This window comes from Lacrimispora xylanisolvens (genome assembly GCF_002934545.1).
In the GTDB taxonomy this organism is placed as follows: Bacteria; Bacillota; Clostridia; order Lachnospirales; family Lachnospiraceae; genus Lacrimispora; species Lacrimispora xylanisolvens.
This window is the reverse complement of record NZ_PTJA01000017.1, coordinates 46047-65654: the sequence shown is the minus strand read 5'-3', so window position 1 is coordinate 65654 and position 19608 is coordinate 46047. Positions and strand designations below refer to the sequence as shown.

Below are 19608 nucleotides of genomic sequence, written 5' to 3'. Positions count from 1 at the left end.
AAGATTTTGCGTTTTTTTTGAAAAAAGTACTTGCATTACCATGGAAAATATGGTATTCTGTTAAGGCTGTGGCATGATAGCTGTGAAACGTGAGGTTGCTGCTGAAAAGCAGGTTTTCCGTGGAGCGAATGTCAAGTTAGGAAACTGGCGACAAGTCACTGTACAATTTAAAATTCTGTTTGTTTCAAACGGATGGTCAGTGTGGGTCATTGATGACACACACGGGAACGTGTACAGTCACCGCTTGTCGTACTTCTACTAAGTGCGAAAAGGAGGCGACTTTTTTTATGGCAAGTCAAGTAATGAGAATCACATTAAAGGCGTATGATCATCAGTTAGTTGATCAGTCTGCGGGCAAGATTATCGACACTGTAAAAAAGACAGGATCAAAAGTGAGCGGACCGGTGCCGTTACCAACAAAGAAGGAAGTGGTAACTATCTTAAGAGCGGTTCACAAGTACAAAGATTCCAGAGAGCAGTTCGAGCAGAGAACGCATAAGAGACTCATCGATATCATTACACCAAGCCAAAAAACTGTTGATGCATTATCCAGACTGGAAATGCCGGCAGGGGTGTATATCGATATCAAGATGAAGAATAAATAATCTTCATCGAAAGAAACAATTTAGGTAATGTCCTGAAGGGTTTTAATATAGAAGCAACACTTTTTCCTCTAAGGAATCAACATCTCCATGGGCGGGAACGGAACGTAAGCAATTACGGATAAGTCGGCCGCGGGAGTCATAGTGTTCCACGTATATTGGACTGTTCTAGGATGATTGCGAAAGCAATCCGCTGTAGAATTAATAACCAGGAGGTAAAAACATGAAGAAGGGTATTTTAGCTACCAAAGTCGGAATGACACAGATCTTCAATGAAAACGGAGTATTAACTCCAGTAACAGTTCTTCAGGCTGGTCCTTGTGTAGTAACACAGGTTAAAACAGTTGAGAATGATGGTTACAGTGCAGTACAGGTTGGCTATGTTGACAAGAGAGAAAAACTGGTCAGCAAACCATTAAAAGGCCATTTTAATAAGGCTGGAGTATCTTACAAGAGATTTGTAAGAGAATTTAGATTAGAGAATGCTTCCGAGTATTCTGTAAAAGATGAAATCAAAGCTGATATCTTCGCTGCAGGCGATAAGATTGATGTAACCGCAATCTCCAAAGGTAAAGGTTTCCAGGGTGCTATCAAGAGACACGGACAGTCCAGAGGACCTATGGCTCACGGTTCCAAGTTCCATCGTCACGCTGGTTCCAACGGTGCTGCTTCTGATCCAAGTAAGGTATTTAAAGGCAAGAAGATGCCTGGCCAGATGGGTAATAAGAAGATTACAATCCAGAACCTCGAAATCGTTAAGGTTGATGTTGAAAACAACCTGATTCTGGTTAAGGGTGCTGTACCAGGACCTAAGAAGTCTCTCGTAACAATCAAGGAAACAGTAAAAGCAGCTAACTAATGCTTTTATAAGAAAGGAGGATTACACAGATGGCAAACGTATCTGTTTACAATATGGAAGGTAAAGAAGTTGGCACATTAGAGTTAAGCGATGCAGTGTTTGGTGTTGAAGTAAATGAACACCTTGTACACATGGCAGTCGTAAGCCAGCTTGCAAATAAGCGCCAGGGAACGCAGAAGGCAAAAACACGCGCTGAAGTATCCGGCGGCGGTAGAAAACCGTGGAAACAGAAAGGAACCGGTCATGCCAGACAGGGTTCAACAAGATCTCCTCAGTGGACAGGCGGCGGAGTTGTATTCGCACCAACACCAAGAGATTACACAATCAAACTGAACAAGAAGGAAAGAAGACTTGCTCTGAAATCCGCACTGACCAGCAGAGTGAACGAGAATAAGTTCATCGTTGTTGATGAGTTAAAGTTTGATGAAATCAAGACAAAGAAGTTCCAGGCTGTATTAGACAACTTAAAGTTATCCAAAGCTCTTGTAGTTGTTGGAGATGACAGCACTAACACAGTAATGAGCGCAAGAAACATCGCTGCTGTTAAGACTGCTTTTGTTAACACAATCAATGTATACGATATCTTAAAGTATAACACAGTTGTTGCTACCAAGACTGCTGTTGCAGCAATCGAGGAGGTGTACGCATAATGGCAGATATTAAATATTACGACGTGATTCAGAAACCAATCGTAACTGAGAAGAGCATGAACGCTATGGCTTCTAAAAAGTACACATTTTTAGTGCACACAGATGCGAATAAGACGATGATCAAGGAAGCTGTTGAAAAGATGTTCCCAGGCACCAAGGTAGCCAGCGTGAACACCATGAACTTAGATGGAAAGACCAAAAGAAGAGGAACAACCTTCGGTAAGACATCTAAGACTAAGAAAGCAATTGTTCAGTTAACAGCTGACAGCAAAGATATCGAGATTTTCGAAGGACTGTAAGATCGGAACGCTTGGCAGGAAGTGATTCGGGCCCGGCGTCAACGATTTTCAGTTACCTGAGTGATGAACATTATATCACAATAAACAAGATACGCCAGGTGGCGTTGAAAGGAGATACAAAATGGGAATCAAAAAGTATAACCCATATACCCCTTCCAGAAGACAAATGACCGGATCTGATTTCAGCGAAATCACAAAGTCAACTCCTGAGAAATCCTTAATCAGCAAAACTATTAAGAAAACAGCCGGCCGTAATAACCAGGGTAAAATTACTGTTAGACATCGCGGAGGCGGCGTTAAAAGAAAATATAGAATCATTGACTTTAAGAGAAACAGCAAGGACGGCATTGCAGCAACTGTCATCGGCGTTGAATACGATCCGAACAGAACTGCTAATATCGCACTGATCAGCTATGTAGACGGAACAAAGGCTTATATCCTTGCTCCAGCTGGTTTAACAGACGGAATGACTGTTATGAGCGGCGAGACTGCAGAAGCAAGAGTAGGTAACTGCCTTCCATTAAGCAATATCCCGGTTGGTGCTCAGGTTCATAACATTGAGCTTTACCCAGGAAAAGGCGGACAGCTGGTTCGTTCTGCTGGTAACAGCGCACAGTTAATGGCGAAAGAAGGAAAATATGCAACTCTTCGTTTACCTTCCGGCGAAATGAGAATGGTTCCAATCAACTGCAGAGCTACCATCGGTGTTGTAGGTAATGGTGATCATAACCTGATCAATATCGGTAAAGCTGGTAGAAAACGTCACATGGGATTCCGTCCTACAGTTCGCGGTTCCGTTATGAACCCGAATGACCATCCACACGGTGGTGGTGAAGGTAAGACTGGTATCGGCCGTCCAGGTCCATCTACACCATGGGGCAAACCAGCACTTGGCTTAAAGACCAGAAAGAAAAACAAGCAGTCTAACAGATTAATCGTTAGAAGAAGAGATGGAAAGACCGTTAAATAAATGAAGGAGGTTAGAACCTATGGCTCGCTCACTTAAAAAAGGACCATTTGCAGATGCTCATTTACTGAAAAAAGTAGATGCTATGAACGCAGCAGGACAGAAGCAGGTAATTAAGACTTGGTCTCGCCGTTCTACAATCTTCCCACAGATGGTTGGACATACAATTGCAGTTCATGATGGCAGAAAACACGTTCCGGTATATGTTACAGAGGATATGGTTGGACATAAACTGGGTGAATTCGTTGCTACCAGAACTTACAGAGGACATGGAAAAGACGAGAAGAAATCAGGTCGTAAGTAATAGAGAAGCAGACACCCTCCGGGTATTCTTATTTAAGGATTCCCAAAGGGCGTTAAAGTTGAAAGGAGGATTCACCAATGGCTAAGGGACATAGAAGCCAGATTAAGAGAGAAAGAAATGCCCAGAAGGACACAAGACCGTCAGCAAAGTTATCCTATGCTAGGGTTTCAGTTCAGAAGGCATGCTTTGTATTAGATGCCATCAGAGGCAAAGATGCTGTTTCAGCACTTGGTATTGTAACTTACAATCCCAGATATGCTTCTACTTTAATAGAGAAGTTATTAAAATCAGCCATCGCAAATGCTGAGAACAATAACGGTATGGACCCTGCAAAACTTTATGTAGAAGAGTGTTTTGCAAACAAGGGACCGACAATGAAGAGAGTAAAACCAAGAGCACAGGGCCGCGCTTACAGAATCGAAAAGAGAATGAGCCACATCACCATCGTGCTTAATGAAAGATAAGGAGGCAAATAATGGGACAGAAAGTTAATCCACACGGCTTAAGAGTCGGTGTTATTAAAGACTGGGACTCAAAATGGTATGCTGAAGCTGATTTCGCAGACAACTTAGTAGAAGACTATGCGATCAGAAAATTCCTGAAGAAGAAATTATACAGCGCCGGCATTTCTAATATTGAAATTGAACGTGCATCTGACCGCGTTAAAGTTGTTATCCACACAGCAAAACCAGGTGTAGTAATCGGTAAGGGTGGAGCTGAGATCGAAAAGATCAAAGCAGAAGTTCAGAAGCTTACAGATAAAAAATTATTTGTTGATATCAAAGAAATCAAAAGACCAGACAAAGACGCTCAGTTAGTTGCTGAGTCCATCGCACAGCAGTTAGAGAATCGTGTATCCTTCCGTCGTGCTATGAAGTCTACCATGGGACGTTCCATGAAGTCAGGTATCAAAGGAATCAAGACTGCAGTTGCAGGACGTCTTGGCGGCGCTGATATGGCTCGTACTGAGTTCTACAGCGAAGGAACTATTCCGTTACAGACACTCAGAGCAGATATTGACTATGGTTTCGCAGAGGCAGATACTACCTTCGGTAAGATCGGTGTTAAGGTATGGATCTACAATGGCGAAGTACTTCCAACTAAAGGAAAAAAGGAAGGGAGCGATAAATAATGTTAATGCCTAAGAGAGTTAAGCGTCGTAAACAGTTCCGTGGTAGCATGGCTGGTAAAGCTTTAAGAGGCAATACAATCAGCAGTGGTGAATTCGGTTTAGTCGCTTTAGACCCATGTTGGATCAAATCAAATCAGATCGAGGCAGCCCGTGTTGCCATGACCCGTTATATCAAGCGTGGCGGTAAAGTCTGGATCAAGATTTTCCCGGATAAGCCTGTAACAGCAAAGCCAGCAGAAACCCGAATGGGTTCCGGTAAGGGCGCTCTGGAATACTGGGTAGCAGTAGTAAAACCAGGTCGTGTATTATTCGAAATCGCTGGAGTACCTGAAGAAACAGCACGTGAAGCTTTACGTCTTGCTATGCACAAATTACCATGCAGATGTAAAATTGCTGCTAAAGCAGATTTAGAAGGCGGTGAATGACAGTGAAAATGAATAAATATGTTGAAGAATTAAAAGGAAAATCAGTTGCCGAGCTGAATGTAGAATTAGTAGCTGCAAAGAAAGAACTTTTCAACTTAAGATTCCAGAATGCAACCAACCAGCTTGATAACACAAGCCGTATCAAAGAGGTTCGCAAAAACATTGCCAGAATTCAGACTGTTATAACTGAGAAGGCTAAATTAGCTTAAGTTGCAGCTTATTAAAAAAAGCATGACACACACGAGTGTGTGTTAACTTATAGATTGTGGCCATGGAAGGCCAAAACTCGAAAGGAGAATACAGAACGTGGAAAGAAATCTTAGAAAAACCCGTACTGGTAAGGTTGTTAGCAACAAGATGGATAAGACCATTGTTGTAGCGATTGAAGACCATGTAGAACATCCTTTATACGGCAAGATCGTAAAAAGAACGTATAAATTAAAAGCACATGATGAGAAGAATGACTGCAACATGGGCGATACAGTAAAAGTTATGGAAACAAGACCGCTGTCCAAAGACAAGAGATGGAGACTTGTGGAAATTATCGAAAGAGCGAAATAATTTATTTCCAGGAAGGAGTAACAGGCATGATTCAGCAGGAAACCAGATTAAGGGTTGCCGACAATACCGGTGCAAAAGAACTTCTTTGTATCCGTGTTATGGGCGGATCTACAAGAAGATATGCTAATATTGGTGATGTTATCGTTGCCAGCGTAAAAGATGCAACACCTGGCGGTGTTGTTAAGAAAGGCGACGTTGTGAAAGCCGTTGTTGTACGTTCTGTAAAGGGCGCACGCCGTAAAGACGGTTCATATATCAAGTTCGATGAGAATGCTGCCGTAATTATCAAAGATGACAAGACTCCAAAGGGAACTCGTATCTTTGGACCGGTTGCCAGAGAGTTAAGAGAGAAGCAGTTCATGAAAATTGTTTCCTTAGCTCCAGAAGTATTATAAGGAGGTGTCGGACTGTGCATAAAATTAAAAGAGATGACCTTGTAAAGGTTATCGCAGGAAAAGATAGAGACAAACAGGGTAAGGTTCTTCATGTAGATACGAAGAATAACAGAGTGGTAGTAGAAGGCGTTAACATGATTACAAAGCATGTGAAACCAGGCGCTGGAAACCCACAGGGCGGTATCGTACAGAAAGAAGCTGCACTTGATATCTCCAATGTAATGCTTGTTGTTGACGGAAAAGCAACCAGAGTCGGCTTTGAAGTAAAAGACGGCAAAAAAGTTCGCGTTGCGAAAGCAACCGGAAAAGTAATTGATTAATTCGGAGAGGAGGAATAAAAATTGGCTAGATTAAGAGATACGTACCAGTCAGAGATCGTAGAAGCTATGATCAAGAAATTTGGATATAAGAACATCATGGAAGTACCGAAGTTAGACAAGATTGTCATCAATATGGGTATTGGTGAAGCAAAGGAAAATGCCAAGATTTTAGACTCTGCAGTAAGAGATTTAGAAATCATCTCCGGTCAGAAGGCAGTTTTAACAAAAGCTAAAAAATCAGTTGCTAACTTTAAACTCAGAGAAGGTATGCCAATCGGATGTAAAGTAACTTTACGTGGACAGAGAATGTATGAGTTTGCTGATCGTCTGATCAACCTTGCACTTCCACGTGTACGTGACTTTAGAGGTGTAAATCCTAACGCATTTGATGGCAGAGGAAACTATGCACTTGGTATCAAAGAGCAGCTTATTTTCCCGGAAATTGAATACGATAAAGTTGACAAGGTAAGAGGTATGGACATTATTTTTGTTACTACCGCTAAGACAGACGAAGAAGCCCGTGAACTTTTGACATTATTCAACATGCCATTTGCAAAATAGTAGGAGGAAATAATCCATGGCTAAGACTTCAATGAAGATCAAACAGCAGAGACCTGCTAAATTCTCCACAAGAGAATACAATCGTTGCAGAATCTGCGGTCGTCCGCATGCTTATTTAAGAAAATACGGAATCTGCAGAATCTGCTTCCGTGAATTAGCATATAAGGGTCAGATCCCAGGCGTTAAAAAAGCAAGCTGGTAAAATAAGGAAGGAGGCAATTTCAAAATGACAATGAGCGATCCAATCGCAGATATGCTTACAAGAATCCGTAATGCAAATACTGCAAAACATGATACAGTAGATGTACCTTCATCCAAGATGAAATTAGCTATTGCTGATATCCTTGTTAAAGAGGGATACATTAAGAAATATGATATCGTAGAAGACGGTGCGTTCCAGACAATTCGGATCACATTAAAATACGGTAAAGATAAGAACGAAAAAATCATCACAGGCATCAAGAGAATTTCCAAACCTGGCTTACGTGTATATGCAAGCAAGGAAGAAATGCCAAGAGTACTGGGCGGTCTCGGAACTGCAATCATTTCCACAAACCAGGGCGTAATTACCGATAAGGAAGCACGTTCCATGAATGTTGGCGGAGAAGTACTTGCATTTGTTTGGTAACTAACAAAGAGGAAACTCCATCGTCACTAAGCTCGTGGAAAACCTCGCTGAGTGTCGAGGAGTGCTTTCGCACGTAAGCGTCTAAAAAACAGACGCCAAGTGCTCAATGCATCTGAAAACAGAGGGAACGCACAGATTCCCTCCGAAAATTTAAGGAGGTAGACGGCATGTCACGTATAGGAAGAATGCCTATCGCTATTCCAGCAGGAGTAACTGTTGAAATTGCAGAAAATAATAAAGTGACTGTAAAAGGTCCTAAGGGAACTCTTGAGAGAGTATTACCTACAGAGATGACAATCAAAGAAGAAGATGGTCATATCGTTGTAACAAGACCAAACGATTTAAAGAAGATGAAATCTTTACACGGTCTTACAAGAACCTTAGTCAACAACATGATCGTTGGTGTTACTGCAGGATATGAGAAAAAGCTTGAAATCAACGGTGTTGGTTACAGAGCTCAGAAGCAGGGTAATAAGCTTGTTCTTTCCCTTGGCTATTCTCATCCGGTAGAAATGGAAGATCCAGAAGGTATTGAAGCTACCATGGAAGGTCAGAACATCATCTTCGTTAGAGGTATTGATAAAGAAAAAGTTGGCCAGTACGCTGCTGAAATCAGAGATAAGAGAAGACCTGAGCCGTATAAGGGCAAGGGAATCAAGTATGCTGATGAAGTGATCAGACGTAAAGTTGGTAAGACTGGTAAGAAATAATTAAGGAGAGTGTAAAGATGGTTAGCAAACAGTCAAAAAGCGAAATCCGCGTTAAGAAGCACAACAGATTACGTAATCGTCTTGCAGGTACTGCAGAGAGACCACGTTTAGCTGTGTTTAGAAGTAATAATCATATGTATGCTCAAATTATTGACGATACAGTTGGTAAAACTTTAGTTGCTGCTTCTTCAGTAGAAAAAGAAGTAAAGGCAGAATTAGAGAAAACTAACAACGTTGATGCTGCAGCATATATCGGTACCGTAGTTGCAAAGAGAGCAATTGAAAAAGGTATTAAAGAAGTTGTCTTTGACAGAGGCGGATTTATATATCAGGGTAAGATTCAGGCATTAGCAGACGCAGCCAGAGAAGCTGGTCTGGAATTCTAGTAGAGAGGAGAACACAGCGTGAAACATACAAATATTGATGCAAATCAGTTAGAATTAAACGACAAGGTGGTTGCTATCAAGCGTGTATCTAAAACCGTTAAGGGTGGACGTACCATGAGATTCTCTGCTTTAGTAGTCGTAGGCGATGGCAACGGCCATGTTGGTGCTGGTCTTGGCAAAGCCGGAGAAGTTCCAGAAGCAATCCGTAAAGGAAAAGAGGCTGCTGTAAAGAATATGGTTTCTGTTCCGATTGATGAGAACAACAGTATCCCTCATGATCTGGTTGGAAACTTTGGAAGTGCTTCCGTACTTCTTAAGAGAGCTAACGAAGGTACAGGAGTTATCGCGGGAGGTCCTGCCCGTGCAGTTGTAGAGCTTGCAGGTATTAAGAACATCCGTACAAAGTCCTTAGGTTCCAATAATAAGACGAATGTAGTATTAGCTACAATCGAAGGATTAACTCAGTTAAAAACTCCTGAGGAAGTTGCAAGACTTCGCGGCAAATCTGTTGAAGAGATTTTAGGCTAAGGAGGATAAGAAGATGGCAGATAAATTAAAAATCACATTGGTGAAATCCCCGATCGGCGCTATACCGAAGCACAAAGCAACCGTTTTAGCATTAGGCTTAAAGAAGCTTCACAAAACAGTTGAGATGCCGGACAATGGTGCAGTCAGAGGTATGATCGCTAGCGTGCGTCATTTAGTAAAAGTTGAAGAGATTTAAGAGAAAACAGTAAGGAGGTGCAAGCGATGGATTTATCAAATTTACAGCCTGCGTTGGGTTCCAAACACAGCGATAACTTCAGAAGAGGCCGCGGTCACGGTTCAGGTAACGGTAAGACAGCAGGTAAAGGTCATAAAGGACAGAAGGCTCGTTCCGGAGCTACCAGACCAGGTTTCGAAGGTGGTCAGATGCCTTTATACAGACGTATTCCGAAGAGAGGCTTTAAAAATAGAAATACAAAAGAAATCATTGGCATTAATGTAGGCGCTTTAGAAGCATTCGACAACGGTACAGTAGTGACTGTTGAGACTTTATTAGAGAGCGGTATCGTTAAGAATCCGCGTGATGGAGTTAAGATCCTTGGAAATGGAGAATTAACCAAAAAGCTTACAGTAAAGGTAGGTGCTTTCAGCGAAGGCGCAAAAACCAAAATCGAGGCTTTAGGTGGAACCTGCGAGGTGATCTAATATGTTAAAAACACTCCGTAATGCATTCAAGATCAAGGACGTAAGAAAGAAACTCATCTATACGTTCCTGATGCTGGTGGTTACCAGAATCGGCTCACAGCTGCCGATTCCAGGAGTTGAAACAAGCTTTTTCAAAGATTTTTTTGCTCAGAATAATAACGATGCGTTTGGATTTTTTAACGCAGTGACAGGTAGTTCCTTTACCAATATGTCCGTCTTTGCGCTGAGCATTACCCCCTACATCACATCTTCCATTATCATGCAGCTCCTTACCATTGCAATTCCCAAACTTGAGGAAATGCAGCAGGACGGTGAAGATGGAAGAAAGAAGATTGCAGAATACACCCGCTATGTTACAGTTGCTCTGGCCTTAATCGAATCTATCGCTATGGCGATGGGATTCGGAGGCCAGGGACTGTTAAGAGAATATAATGCATTAAGCGTTATCATTGCAGTGGTTACCATGACGGCAGGTAGTGCGCTCCTGATGTGGATCGGTGAGCGTATTACAGAAAATGGTGTGGGAAATGGTATTTCCATTGTCCTTTTATTTAACATCATTTCCAGTTTCCCTTCCGATGCATCTACACTTTATACCAGATTTATGTCTGGTAAGTCAGTTGCAGTAGCTGCTGTTGCAGCGATCATTATTATTGCAGTGATTGTCGCTATCGTTGTATTCGTCATCATCCTTCAGGATGGTGAAAGAAGAATTCCTGTGCAGTACTCCAAAAAGATGCAGGGACGCAAGATGGTAGGCGGACAAGCAACCAACATTCCGCTGAAGGTAAATACCGCCGGTGTTATCCCGGTTATTTTCGCTTCCTCCATCATGTCATTCCCCGTAGTGATCTCCCAGTTTATGGGAAGCAGGATTAACTACGAAAGCATTGGCGGACATATTTTAGCCGCACTCAGTTCTTCCAACTGGTTTAAACCTGAAAGACCGGCTTATACAATTGGTCTTGTGGTTTATATCGCGCTTATCATCGTGTTTGCATATTTCTATACTTCAATTACATTTAATCCCCTTGAAGTAGCAAATAATATGAAAAAGTCCGGTGGTTTTATCCCGGGTATCCGCCCAGGTAAACCAACCAGTGATTACCTTAATTCAATTTTAAACTATATCGTATTTATAGGAGCATGCGGTCTGACTATCGTCTGTATCATTCCGATTATGGTTTCCGGTTTATTCAGTGTAAGCCGTCTTTCCTTCGGTGGTACATCCCTGATCATTATTGTCAGTGTTGTGCTGGAGACATTAAAGGCGATTGAGTCCCAGATGCTTGTGCGTTACTATAAAGGATTTTTAAACGATTAGAAAGCAAACCAAGGGAAGCACGCCGTGGCGTGTTTTTCCTTGGGATTTGTGCTATTTAAACCTTATATTAATGGAGGGACTGTTGATGAAAATCATCATGTTAGGTGCCCCTGGTGCCGGCAAAGGTACCCAGGCTAAAAAAATTGCTGAGAAATATCAGATTCCTCATGTTTCTACCGGAGATATTTTCCGTTCCAACATAAAAGAAGGAACACAGCTGGGTAGAAAAGCAAAGGAATATATGGATCAGGGAGCTCTTGTACCGGATGAACTTACCATCGGTATGCTGATGGACCGTATACAGCAGGAAGACTGCAAAAACGGTTACGTACTGGACGGATTTCCAAGAACCATTCCCCAGGCAGAAAGCCTTCAGAAAGCCATTACTGAAATGGGACAGAAGATAGACTTTGCGATAAACGTTGACGTTCCCGATGAGAATATTATCAGCAGAATGTCAGGAAGACGTGCCTGCATATCCTGCGGAGCTACATATCATATTGTGTATAACCCCAGTAAGGTTGCGGGAATATGCGATGTCTGTGGTTCAGAACTTGTCTTAAGAGATGATGATAAGCCGGAAACCGTAAAAAAACGTTTGGCGGTTTACCATGATCAGACCAGACCATTGATTGATTATTATAAAGAAGCCGGCGTGCTGGTGAATGTTGACGGAACACAGGAATTAAATAAAGTGTTCTCCGATATCACTGACATCCTAGGAGCATAGTTTATGTCAGTTACGATTAAATCTGCAAGAGAAATAGAACTTATGAGAGAGGCTGGAAGAATTCTTTGCATCACTCATGAAGAACTTAAGAAGGCCTTGAAGCCGGGAATGACGACCTGGGATATTGACCATCTGGGTGAAGAGATCATAAGAAGCTATGGCTGTATACCTTCTTTCTTAAATTATAATGGTTATCCTGCCTCCATCTGTGTATCAGTCAATGATGAAGTGGTTCACGGGATTCCAAGTAAGAAGCGTATCCTGAGAGAAGGAGATATTGTAAGTCTTGATGCAGGAGTTATTTACAAAGGATTTCATTCTGATGCAGCAAGGACTTACGGGATCGGAGAGATCACTCCTGAAGCGGGCCAACTCATGGAAGTGACGAAACAATGTTTCTTTGAAGGGATTAAATATGCAAAATCTGGCAATCATTTAGGTGAAATATCTGCAGCAATCCAGAAATATGCAGAAAAGTTCGGATATGGCGTTGTCCGGGATTTAGTCGGCCACGGAATCGGTTCCCATCTACACGAGGATCCTGAAATACCGAATTTTTCCACAAGAAGACGGGGAATCAAATTAAGACCAGGCATGACACTTGCCATCGAGCCCATGATTAATGAGGGGACATTGGAGGTAGTCTGGCTTGATGATGACTGGACCGTAGTAACAGAAGACGGAAAGCTGTCCGCTCATTATGAGAACACGGTTCTTATCACAGAAGGTGAGCCGGAGATATTAAGTCTGGTTTCCTCTGTCTGCGGGGAATAGACCGATGAGTGAATACACCGGTTTATTGGTAAAATCCACGGCAGGGCACGACAAAGGAGAGTTTTTCTTCATATTGCGTGAGGAAGGCGAATATATATATCTGGTGGACGGAAAAATAAGACGTCTTGACTGCCCCAAGAAAAAAAAGAAAAAGCATGTAATCCCCCTTTTGTGGGAGAAACAGTCCCCAGGAGATAAAATCCGGGAAAATAAAAGAGTCACTGATGAAGAGATCAAACATTTCATCCGATGTTTCAAAAGAGAAGATCAGGTTGTTAGGAGGTAAGCTTTATGTCAAAAGCAGATGTTATTGAAATTGAAGGCACCGTTGTGGAGAAGCTTCCCAATGCCATGTTCCAGGTTGAACTGGAAAACGGGCATCAGGTATTAGCTCACATAAGCGGAAAACTTCGCATGAACTACATTCGTATTTTACCAGGTGATAAGGTAACCATTGAGATGTCCCCTTATGATTTAAGCAAGGGAAGAATCATCTGGCGAGATAAATAAAGCGTCCAGGTCCGGCGCGTTCCACATCAGGAGCGCGACACGCCAGGGCAAAGGGTTAATAAATATATAGGAAAAACCGCTTGCATTTTAAAAGAAACAGTGTTATAATGCTATAGCGACTTTGTTGAAATACTGGGTGTATTATGCCCATGAGGGCAGCACTGGTTTTAAGATAAAAACACACTGCGGGTATACTCAGAAAGCTCTTTTGGAAGGACGCTCCTTTGCCGCCGGATTTATATAGAAGAATCAGGTGCAGGGAACTTACCTTTGCATGTGAAAGGGCGCATAACGGAAAGGAGAATTGCTGTGAAGGTTAGATCATCAGTCAAGCCGATTTGCGAAAAATGCAAAATCATCAAAAGAAAAGGCAGTATCAGAGTAATCTGTGAAAATCCTAAGCATAAGCAGAGACAAGGTTAAAATAATTAATGGAGGTGTACTACACACATGGCTCGTATTTCAGGTGTTGATTTACCAAGAGAAAAACGTGTTGAGATCGGTTTAACTTACATCTACGGTATCGGTAGAACCAGTTCAAACCGTATTCTTACAACTGCTGGCGTTAATCCTGACACTCGTGTTAAGGACTTAACCGATGACGAAGTAAAGAGAATTGCAGAAGTAATTACTGAATCCCAGACTGTTGAAGGTGATTTACGTAGAGAAATCGCTATGAACATCAAGAGACTTCAGGAAATCGGATGCTATCGCGGAATCCGTCATAGAAAGAGTCTTCCAGTTCGTGGTCAGAAAACCAAGACTAACGCAAGAACTCGTAAGGGTCCAAGAAAGACTGTAGCAAACAAGAAAAAGTAAGATACTAAATTTAACAGCGAATCACGTTACATGTTTTAAAAACAGGAATAACAGGATTCAGATTTCGTACCCTGCGTTACGCGGCTGCGGGCAGGGCGGAGCAACTATAAAGAAAGTAGGTTAGTTTAAAATGGCTAAAAAAGTGTCCACTACTAAAAAAGTGACAAAAAAGCGCGTAAAGAAAAACGTTGAACGCGGACAAGCACATATCCAGTCATCTTTTAATAACACAATTGTGACATTAACTGATACACAGGGTAATGCATTATCATGGGCAAGTGCTGGTGGTCTGGGATTTAGAGGTTCAAGGAAATCTACTCCATATGCAGCTCAGATGGCGGCAGAAACTGCTACTAAAGCAGCTCTTGTACATGGTTTAAAATCAGTAGACGTTATGGTTAAAGGTCCTGGTTCAGGCCGTGAAGCAGCTATTCGTGCACTTCAGGCATGCGGTTTAGAAGTAACCAGCATCAAGGACGTAACTCCTGTACCACATAACGGATGTCGTCCACCAAAACGTAGAAGAGTCTAATTAGGAGGTAATTACAGTGGCAGTTGATAGAGTTCCTGTTCTTAAAAGATGTAGATCCCTTGGTCTTGATCCGATCTATTTAGGAATAGATAAAAAATCAAAGAGAGAATTAAAAAGAGCAAACAGAAAGATGAGTGAGTACGGCATTCAGCTGAGAGAAAAGCAGAAAGCTAAATTCATCTACGGCGTGCTTGAGAAACCTTTCCGTAACTATTATGCCAAGGCTGAAAGAATGAATGGTCTGGTTGGCGAAAACCTGATGATTCTTCTTGAAAGAAGACTTGACAATGTAGTTTTCCGTATGGGATTCGGTAGAACAAGAAGAGAGACCAGACAGATGGTTGACCATAAAAGCATTCTTGTAAATGGTAAGTGCGTAAACATTCCTTCCTTCATCGTAAAAGTTGGCGATGTAATCGAAGTAAAAGAAAAATGCAAATCCAATGCAAGATTTAAAAGTGTTCAGGAAACAACAGCTGGCCGTATGGTTCCGGCATGGCTTGATGTTGACCATGAGAATTTACGTGGTACTGTTAAAGAGTTACCAACAAGAGATGAGATTGATGTTCCAGTGAATGAAATGCTTATCGTCGAGTTGTACTCCAAATAATTGAAAGTCTGTTGATAGAAGCTGGCTTTCGCCCGGGGGCGTTATGCTTCCGGGCAAGGTTTGAGTATAAGACCCTCGATACAAAATACCCAAAAGGAGGGGCTATTAGTGTTCGATTTTGAAAAACCAAACATTGAGATTGCTGAAATCTCAGAAGATAAAAAATATGGCAAGTTTGTAGTTGAACCGCTTGAAAGAGGTTATGGCACGACTTTAGGTAATTCCTTAAGAAGAATCATGCTTTCTTCCTTACCGGGCGCTGCAGTCAGCCAGGTAAAAATCGACGGCGTTTTGCATGAATTCAGTTCTATTCCTGGTGTTAAGGAAGATGTGACTGAGATCATTATGAACATCAAGAGCTTATCTATTAAAAACAACAGCGATACCAACGAAGCAAAAGTTGCATACATCGAGTTTGAAGGCGAAGGTGTGGTAACAGCTGCTGATATCCAGGCTGATCCCGATATCGAGATCATGAACCCGGATCAGGTTATCGCTACACTTAGCGGTGGTACAGACAGTAAGTTCTATATGGAGCTTACTATCACAAAAGGCCGTGGCTATGTGAGTGCAGACAAGAATAAGAGTGAAGATTTACCGATAGGTGTGATAGCTGTTGATTCTATTTATACACCAGTAGAACGCGTCAATATGACGGTAGAAAACACCCGAGTAGGTCAGGTTACCGATTACGATAAGCTGACTTTAGATGTATTTACAAATGGAACTCTGGCACCAGATGAAGCAGTCAGCCTGGCTGCAAAGGTACTGAGTGAGCATTTGAACCTTTTCATTGATTTATCTGAGAACGCCAAAACTGCAGAAGTTATGGTGGAGAAGGAAGATAATGAGAAGGAAAAAGTTCTTGAGATGAATATAGATGAACTGGAGCTTTCCGTTCGTTCTTATAATTGTCTTAAGAGAGCCGGAATCAATACGGTAGAAGAACTGTGCAACAGAACTTCTGAAGATATGATGAAGGTACGTAACTTAGGCCGCAAGTCTTTAGAAGAAGTGTTGGCAAAGTTGAAGGAATTAGGCTTACAGCTGAATCCGAGCGATGATACCAATGCATAATTGATTCGCTTAAGCAGTTGATTTATGGAGATTAAGCACTGATACAGTAAGACCGAAGAAGCATGTATCCGTGTTCCACAAATGGAGGAATATTGAGATGGCAGGATATAGAAAACTGGGAAAAACTTCCAGTCAGAGAAAAGCATTAATCAGAAGCCAGGTAACTGCATTAATCTATAATGGCAAGATCGTGACAACAGAAGCAAGAGCTAAGGAAATCCGCAAAGTTGCAGAAGGCCTGATCGCTTTAGCAGTAAAAGAGAAAGATAACTTTGAAACTGTTAAGGTAACAGCTAAGGTTGCACGTAAAGATAAAGACGGCAAGAGAGTAAAAGATGTTGTAAACGGCAAGAAAGTAACTGTTTATGATGAAGTAGAGAAAGAAATCAAGAAAGATCTTCCTTCCAGACTTCATGCAAGAAGACAGATGTTAAAGGTCCTTTACGATGTAACAGAAGTTCCGTCTGAAGCTGCAGGAAGAAAGAAGAATACAAAGTCTGTTGATCTTCCAAAGAAGCTGTTTGATGAGGTTGCACCAAAGTATGTATCCCGTAACGGTGGTTACACACGTATCGTTAAGATCGGCCAGCGTAAAGGTGATGCAGCAATGGAAGTACTTCTTGAGCTTGTATAATTAATAATAAAATCCCGGTAAGGAAGCGATTCCTTATCGGTTTTTTTATTTTTCCCCCAGTTAAGAAACGCAAGAATAAAGAAAGAATATCGTAAGTTGACGGACAATTGCTTTCAGGGCTATAATGTAAATTGTAGAATATTATGGTTCTATTGTTATAATCCGCTAAAATAAAAACGGGAGGTATTAAGTATGAAGCGTTTAAAGAGACTGGTGACTATCGTCTCTGCACTGGGGGTATTGATGGCCAGTATACCATTTGAGACAATGGCTGCTACCGTGAAAACTATAACGTCTGTAACCATTAACGTAGGACTTGAAGACATTTCCACTGGAGAGACTCTGCCTTCTGAGACATCTTTTTCTACAACATCGGAAAGTGGTAATTATGTTTACACCAACAACAACAGATACGAAGTGTCAGACTTGGACTGGATTACATCCGACAGCAAGGAAATGAAGATTGGTTCTGAACCGAAGATGAAGGTGACGTTGCATGCTACGAATGCTGATGAGTATGCATTTAAAGGAGGCTATCAGTCGAGTAATATCTCGATTAAAGGCGGTACCTATGTTTCCTCAAACCGTTCAGGCACGGATACTTTATATGTAACATTTACGTTTAAACCGGTGAAAGGTACCTATGAATCTCCGGAAGATGCAGACTGGAAGGATTCCGGTTTTGGCAATGCCAGATGGAGTGCACCAGATAACGGCTCTGGAGCTTATGATGTATATTTATACCGCGGAAGCTCCATTATTAAGAAGGTAGAGAAACTGAAAGCGACTTCTTATAATTTTTATCCCTATATGACCAAAGCAGGCACCTACAGTTTTAAAGTACGTACAGTGCCATACAGCAGTACAGAGGATAAATACGGAAAGAATAGTGACTGGACCGAGTCCGGTGAGGTATATGTACCTCAGGAGAAGGTATCAGACGGCAGCGGACAGGACAGCGGCACTGCATCTACCGGTGCAGTAGGCTGGATTAAGAACGGAAACACCTGGAGCTATCGATACCCAGATGGAAGTTATTTAAAGAATAACTGGTCTAAAATCAATAATATATGGTATCTATTTGACGGCAGCGGTATCATGCTCACTGGCTGGCAGCAAAAAGGCGACAAAACCTATTTTTTTAATAATGATGGAGCAATGCTGACAGGCTGGTACAAATCCGATAACAAATGGTATTATTTAAACCCATCCACAACAAGTGGAGTTGAGGGTGCTCTGATAACTGGTTGGATCTCCTATAACAATAAGTGGTATTATGCTGATTCCAAGGGCGTTATGCAGGAAGGCTGGAAGCAGATTGACGGCAACTGGTTTTATTTTTATCCAGGTGAAGGATCAAAGGCAGTCAACACGAACATCAGCGGTTTTACTGTAGATGGAGAGGGAATCTGGAGAAAGTAGGGAAGAAAGGAAGTAGAGATTGATGAATTGGAGAAAAGGGAAAGGAATATGGTTTCTGCTTTTATGCATGATCATGATTCTTGGTACCGGAATAACGGCATCAGCGTCAGGAAGCTTAAGGATTTACGTGGAGAATGGCAGTAAGAGTTCATGGACAGATGGAATTAATATGCCAACTGTAAAAGTGAATTATTCAGAAGAAAGTCCGGAATGGAGCATCAAAGAGGATAAATGGGAGCCTGGAAAAAAAGTAAAGGGTACCATTCATATCGCTGGTTCTTATGAGAGATCAGACTGTACTGTAAAAGGTGCCAATCTCCTTTCTGTGAATAGTCAGGACGGAGAGACTGTCGTTACTTTCTCCTATGTTCCTGTAGCAAAGCTGGAAGCCCCGGAAAAGGCAGGCTGGAGTGATACTGCTAAGACCAAGGCATCCTGGAAAAAGGTTCCTTTCGCTTCCAGATACCAGGTGGTGTTATATCAGGAGGGCGGAATCTGGATTAAAAGCCTGACCACATCTTCCACATCAGCTGATCTTCTTCCTTATATGAACAGCGGTTATAAATATTACTATACAGTAAAGGCTATTTTAAAGGATTCATCTCAGGATGATTATTTAAAAGAGGGAGATATCACTACCTCTGATGATTCAGTAGTACAGGAATTGGGCGAGACGTTGGGCGTATGGGCAACTTACCAGGATGGTAAGAAGTACCGCGCAGAAGATGGCAACTATGTGACTGACGGCTGGAAAATGATCAGCGGCAAATGGTATTATTTTAAGCAGGATGGCTACGCTGTAACCGGCTGGCAGAAGGTTGATGAGAAATGGTACTACATGGACTCAGAAGCCGCTATGAAGACTGGCTGGCAGGAGCTTAATGGAATCTGGTATTACTTTAATACCGACGGTGATATGGCCATCGGATGGATTCAGCCGGTTCCCGGAAAATGGTATTATCTGAATGGAGACGGAAGCCTGGCAACCAATACAACGGTAGATGGAAATTATAAGGTTAATGAATCAGGCTTATGGGTACAATAAAGCAGGTAGATGGTATGGATGGAAGCATCTGTACCATCTATCTTTTTTTTCTTAGGTGAAACGTTTTTTTGCCAATTTTCGCTTTTAATCCTTGGTTTTTGCAAAAGATACCTGCCGACGCTTGACTGTTATGCAATATTC

34 protein-coding genes are annotated in these 19608 nt (G+C 41.9%); all 34 read left to right on the top strand.

Annotated elements, in window-relative coordinates; translation table 11 throughout:
• The first annotated feature begins 287 nt into the window (after positions 1-287).
• Positions 288-605: a 30S ribosomal protein S10 gene (gene rpsJ / locus BXY41_RS24250; RefSeq protein WP_013274341.1), complete on the top strand. Its 318-nt coding sequence runs from the start codon at positions 288-290 to the stop codon at positions 603-605.
• A 220-nt stretch (positions 606-825) separates the two neighbouring features.
• Positions 826-1461: a 50S ribosomal protein L3 gene (gene rplC / locus BXY41_RS24245; RefSeq protein ID WP_104439458.1), complete on the top strand. Its 636-nt coding sequence runs from the start codon at positions 826-828 to the stop codon at positions 1459-1461.
• 29 nt (positions 1462-1490) lie between these two features.
• Positions 1491-2111, top strand: coding sequence for a 50S ribosomal protein L4 (gene rplD / locus BXY41_RS24240; RefSeq protein ID WP_104439457.1), 621 nt, complete (start codon positions 1491-1493; stop codon positions 2109-2111).
• Positions 2111-2410, top strand: a complete 300-nt coding sequence (gene rplW / locus BXY41_RS24235) for a 50S ribosomal protein L23 (RefSeq protein WP_104439456.1) — start codon at positions 2111-2113, stop codon at positions 2408-2410. Before rplD ends, rplW begins: the two co-directional genes overlap by 1 nt.
• A 121-nt stretch (positions 2411-2531) precedes the next feature.
• Positions 2532-3380: a 50S ribosomal protein L2 gene (gene rplB, locus BXY41_RS24230; protein WP_104439455.1), complete on the top strand. Its 849-nt coding sequence runs from the start codon at positions 2532-2534 to the stop codon at positions 3378-3380.
• A gap of 19 nt (positions 3381-3399) precedes the next feature.
• A complete protein-coding gene (rpsS, locus tag BXY41_RS24225) occupies positions 3400-3681 on the top strand; it encodes a 30S ribosomal protein S19 (RefSeq protein WP_024834874.1) in 282 nt (93 codons plus the stop codon).
• 77 nt (positions 3682-3758) lie between these two features.
• Complete coding sequence (gene rplV, locus BXY41_RS24220) at positions 3759-4145, top strand: 50S ribosomal protein L22 (RefSeq protein ID WP_097002540.1); 387 nt, start codon at positions 3759-3761, stop codon at positions 4143-4145.
• 11 nt (positions 4146-4156) lie between these two features.
• Positions 4157-4813 (top strand): 30S ribosomal protein S3, encoded by a 657-nt coding sequence (rpsC, locus tag BXY41_RS24215; protein WP_104439454.1) that lies wholly within the window; start codon positions 4157-4159, stop codon positions 4811-4813.
• Positions 4813-5238 carry a 50S ribosomal protein L16 gene (rplP, locus tag BXY41_RS24210; RefSeq protein WP_104439453.1) on the top strand — a complete coding sequence of 142 codons (426 nt, stop codon included), beginning with the start codon at positions 4813-4815 and terminating at the stop codon, positions 5236-5238. Before rpsC ends, rplP begins: the two co-directional genes overlap by 1 nt.
• A gap of 2 nt (positions 5239-5240) precedes the next feature.
• Positions 5241-5447: a 50S ribosomal protein L29 gene (gene rpmC, locus BXY41_RS24205; protein WP_097002715.1), complete on the top strand. Its 207-nt coding sequence runs from the start codon at positions 5241-5243 to the stop codon at positions 5445-5447.
• 97 nt (positions 5448-5544) lie between these two features.
• Positions 5545-5799, top strand: a complete 255-nt coding sequence (gene rpsQ, locus BXY41_RS24200) for a 30S ribosomal protein S17 (RefSeq protein ID WP_104439452.1) — start codon at positions 5545-5547, stop codon at positions 5797-5799.
• A 26-nt stretch (positions 5800-5825) separates the two neighbouring features.
• Complete coding sequence (gene rplN, locus BXY41_RS24195) at positions 5826-6194, top strand: 50S ribosomal protein L14 (RefSeq protein ID WP_104439451.1); 369 nt, start codon at positions 5826-5828, stop codon at positions 6192-6194.
• A 14-nt stretch (positions 6195-6208) separates the two neighbouring features.
• Positions 6209-6514 carry a 50S ribosomal protein L24 gene (rplX, locus tag BXY41_RS24190; RefSeq protein ID WP_104439450.1) on the top strand — a complete coding sequence of 102 codons (306 nt, stop codon included), beginning with the start codon at positions 6209-6211 and terminating at the stop codon, positions 6512-6514.
• Between the two features lie 21 nt (positions 6515-6535).
• Positions 6536-7075 (top strand): 50S ribosomal protein L5, encoded by a 540-nt coding sequence (rplE, locus tag BXY41_RS24185; RefSeq protein WP_104439449.1) that lies wholly within the window; start codon positions 6536-6538, stop codon positions 7073-7075.
• Positions 7076-7091: 16 nt separating this feature from the next.
• Positions 7092-7277 carry a type Z 30S ribosomal protein S14 gene (locus BXY41_RS24180; protein ID WP_002566501.1) on the top strand — a complete coding sequence of 62 codons (186 nt, stop codon included), beginning with the start codon at positions 7092-7094 and terminating at the stop codon, positions 7275-7277.
• A gap of 24 nt (positions 7278-7301) precedes the next feature.
• Positions 7302-7703, top strand: coding sequence for a 30S ribosomal protein S8 (gene rpsH / locus BXY41_RS24175; RefSeq protein ID WP_104439448.1), 402 nt, complete (start codon positions 7302-7304; stop codon positions 7701-7703).
• Positions 7704-7870: 167 nt separating this feature from the next.
• The gene (rplF, locus tag BXY41_RS24170) at positions 7871-8413 is read left to right on the top strand and encodes a 50S ribosomal protein L6 (RefSeq protein ID WP_104439447.1); all 543 of its coding nucleotides are present in this window, start codon (positions 7871-7873) and stop codon (positions 8411-8413) included.
• A gap of 17 nt (positions 8414-8430) precedes the next feature.
• Positions 8431-8799, top strand: a complete 369-nt coding sequence (gene rplR / locus BXY41_RS24165; RefSeq protein WP_104439446.1) for a 50S ribosomal protein L18 — start codon at positions 8431-8433, stop codon at positions 8797-8799.
• 18 nt (positions 8800-8817) lie between these two features.
• The gene (gene rpsE, locus BXY41_RS24160; RefSeq protein WP_104439445.1) at positions 8818-9327 is read left to right on the top strand and encodes a 30S ribosomal protein S5; all 510 of its coding nucleotides are present in this window, start codon (positions 8818-8820) and stop codon (positions 9325-9327) included.
• Between the two features lie 13 nt (positions 9328-9340).
• On the top strand, positions 9341-9523 hold the full coding sequence (gene rpmD, locus BXY41_RS24155) for a 50S ribosomal protein L30 (RefSeq protein WP_104439444.1): 183 nt from the start codon (positions 9341-9343) through the stop codon (positions 9521-9523).
• Between the two features lie 26 nt (positions 9524-9549).
• Positions 9550-9990 (top strand): 50S ribosomal protein L15, encoded by a 441-nt coding sequence (gene rplO, locus BXY41_RS24150; protein WP_104439443.1) that lies wholly within the window; start codon positions 9550-9552, stop codon positions 9988-9990.
• A gap of 1 nt (position 9991) precedes the next feature.
• On the top strand, positions 9992-11314 hold the full coding sequence (secY, locus tag BXY41_RS24145) for a preprotein translocase subunit SecY (RefSeq protein ID WP_104439442.1): 1323 nt from the start codon (positions 9992-9994) through the stop codon (positions 11312-11314).
• An 85-nt stretch (positions 11315-11399) separates the two neighbouring features.
• The gene (locus tag BXY41_RS24140; RefSeq protein WP_104439441.1) at positions 11400-12044 is read left to right on the top strand and encodes an adenylate kinase; all 645 of its coding nucleotides are present in this window, start codon (positions 11400-11402) and stop codon (positions 12042-12044) included.
• A 3-nt stretch (positions 12045-12047) separates the two neighbouring features.
• A complete protein-coding gene (map, locus tag BXY41_RS24135; RefSeq protein WP_104439440.1) occupies positions 12048-12818 on the top strand; it encodes a type I methionyl aminopeptidase in 771 nt (256 codons plus the stop codon).
• 4 nt (positions 12819-12822) lie between these two features.
• On the top strand, positions 12823-13104 hold the full coding sequence (locus tag BXY41_RS24130) for a KOW domain-containing RNA-binding protein (protein ID WP_104439439.1): 282 nt from the start codon (positions 12823-12825) through the stop codon (positions 13102-13104).
• Positions 13105-13109: 5 nt separating this feature from the next.
• Positions 13110-13328 carry a translation initiation factor IF-1 gene (infA, locus tag BXY41_RS24125; RefSeq protein WP_013274317.1) on the top strand — a complete coding sequence of 73 codons (219 nt, stop codon included), beginning with the start codon at positions 13110-13112 and terminating at the stop codon, positions 13326-13328.
• A 309-nt stretch (positions 13329-13637) separates the two neighbouring features.
• Positions 13638-13751: a 50S ribosomal protein L36 gene (gene rpmJ / locus BXY41_RS24120; protein WP_003497809.1), complete on the top strand. Its 114-nt coding sequence runs from the start codon at positions 13638-13640 to the stop codon at positions 13749-13751.
• A gap of 27 nt (positions 13752-13778) precedes the next feature.
• On the top strand, positions 13779-14147 hold the full coding sequence (gene rpsM, locus BXY41_RS24115; RefSeq protein WP_104439438.1) for a 30S ribosomal protein S13: 369 nt from the start codon (positions 13779-13781) through the stop codon (positions 14145-14147).
• 130 nt (positions 14148-14277) lie between these two features.
• A complete protein-coding gene (rpsK, locus tag BXY41_RS24110) occupies positions 14278-14679 on the top strand; it encodes a 30S ribosomal protein S11 (RefSeq protein WP_006771855.1) in 402 nt (133 codons plus the stop codon).
• A 16-nt stretch (positions 14680-14695) separates the two neighbouring features.
• Positions 14696-15289 (top strand): 30S ribosomal protein S4, encoded by a 594-nt coding sequence (rpsD, locus tag BXY41_RS24105; protein ID WP_104439437.1) that lies wholly within the window; start codon positions 14696-14698, stop codon positions 15287-15289.
• 108 nt (positions 15290-15397) lie between these two features.
• On the top strand, positions 15398-16366 hold the full coding sequence (locus tag BXY41_RS24100) for a DNA-directed RNA polymerase subunit alpha (protein WP_097002521.1): 969 nt from the start codon (positions 15398-15400) through the stop codon (positions 16364-16366).
• A gap of 97 nt (positions 16367-16463) precedes the next feature.
• The gene (locus BXY41_RS24095; RefSeq protein ID WP_104439436.1) at positions 16464-17000 is read left to right on the top strand and encodes a bL17 family ribosomal protein; all 537 of its coding nucleotides are present in this window, start codon (positions 16464-16466) and stop codon (positions 16998-17000) included.
• A 192-nt stretch (positions 17001-17192) separates the two neighbouring features.
• Positions 17193-18422: a PspC-like choline-binding domain-containing protein gene (locus BXY41_RS24090; RefSeq protein ID WP_104439435.1), complete on the top strand. Its 1230-nt coding sequence runs from the start codon at positions 17193-17195 to the stop codon at positions 18420-18422.
• A gap of 22 nt (positions 18423-18444) precedes the next feature.
• The gene (locus tag BXY41_RS24085) at positions 18445-19467 is read left to right on the top strand and encodes an N-acetylmuramoyl-L-alanine amidase family protein (protein WP_104439434.1); all 1023 of its coding nucleotides are present in this window, start codon (positions 18445-18447) and stop codon (positions 19465-19467) included.
• Positions 19468-19608 lie beyond the last annotated feature (141 nt).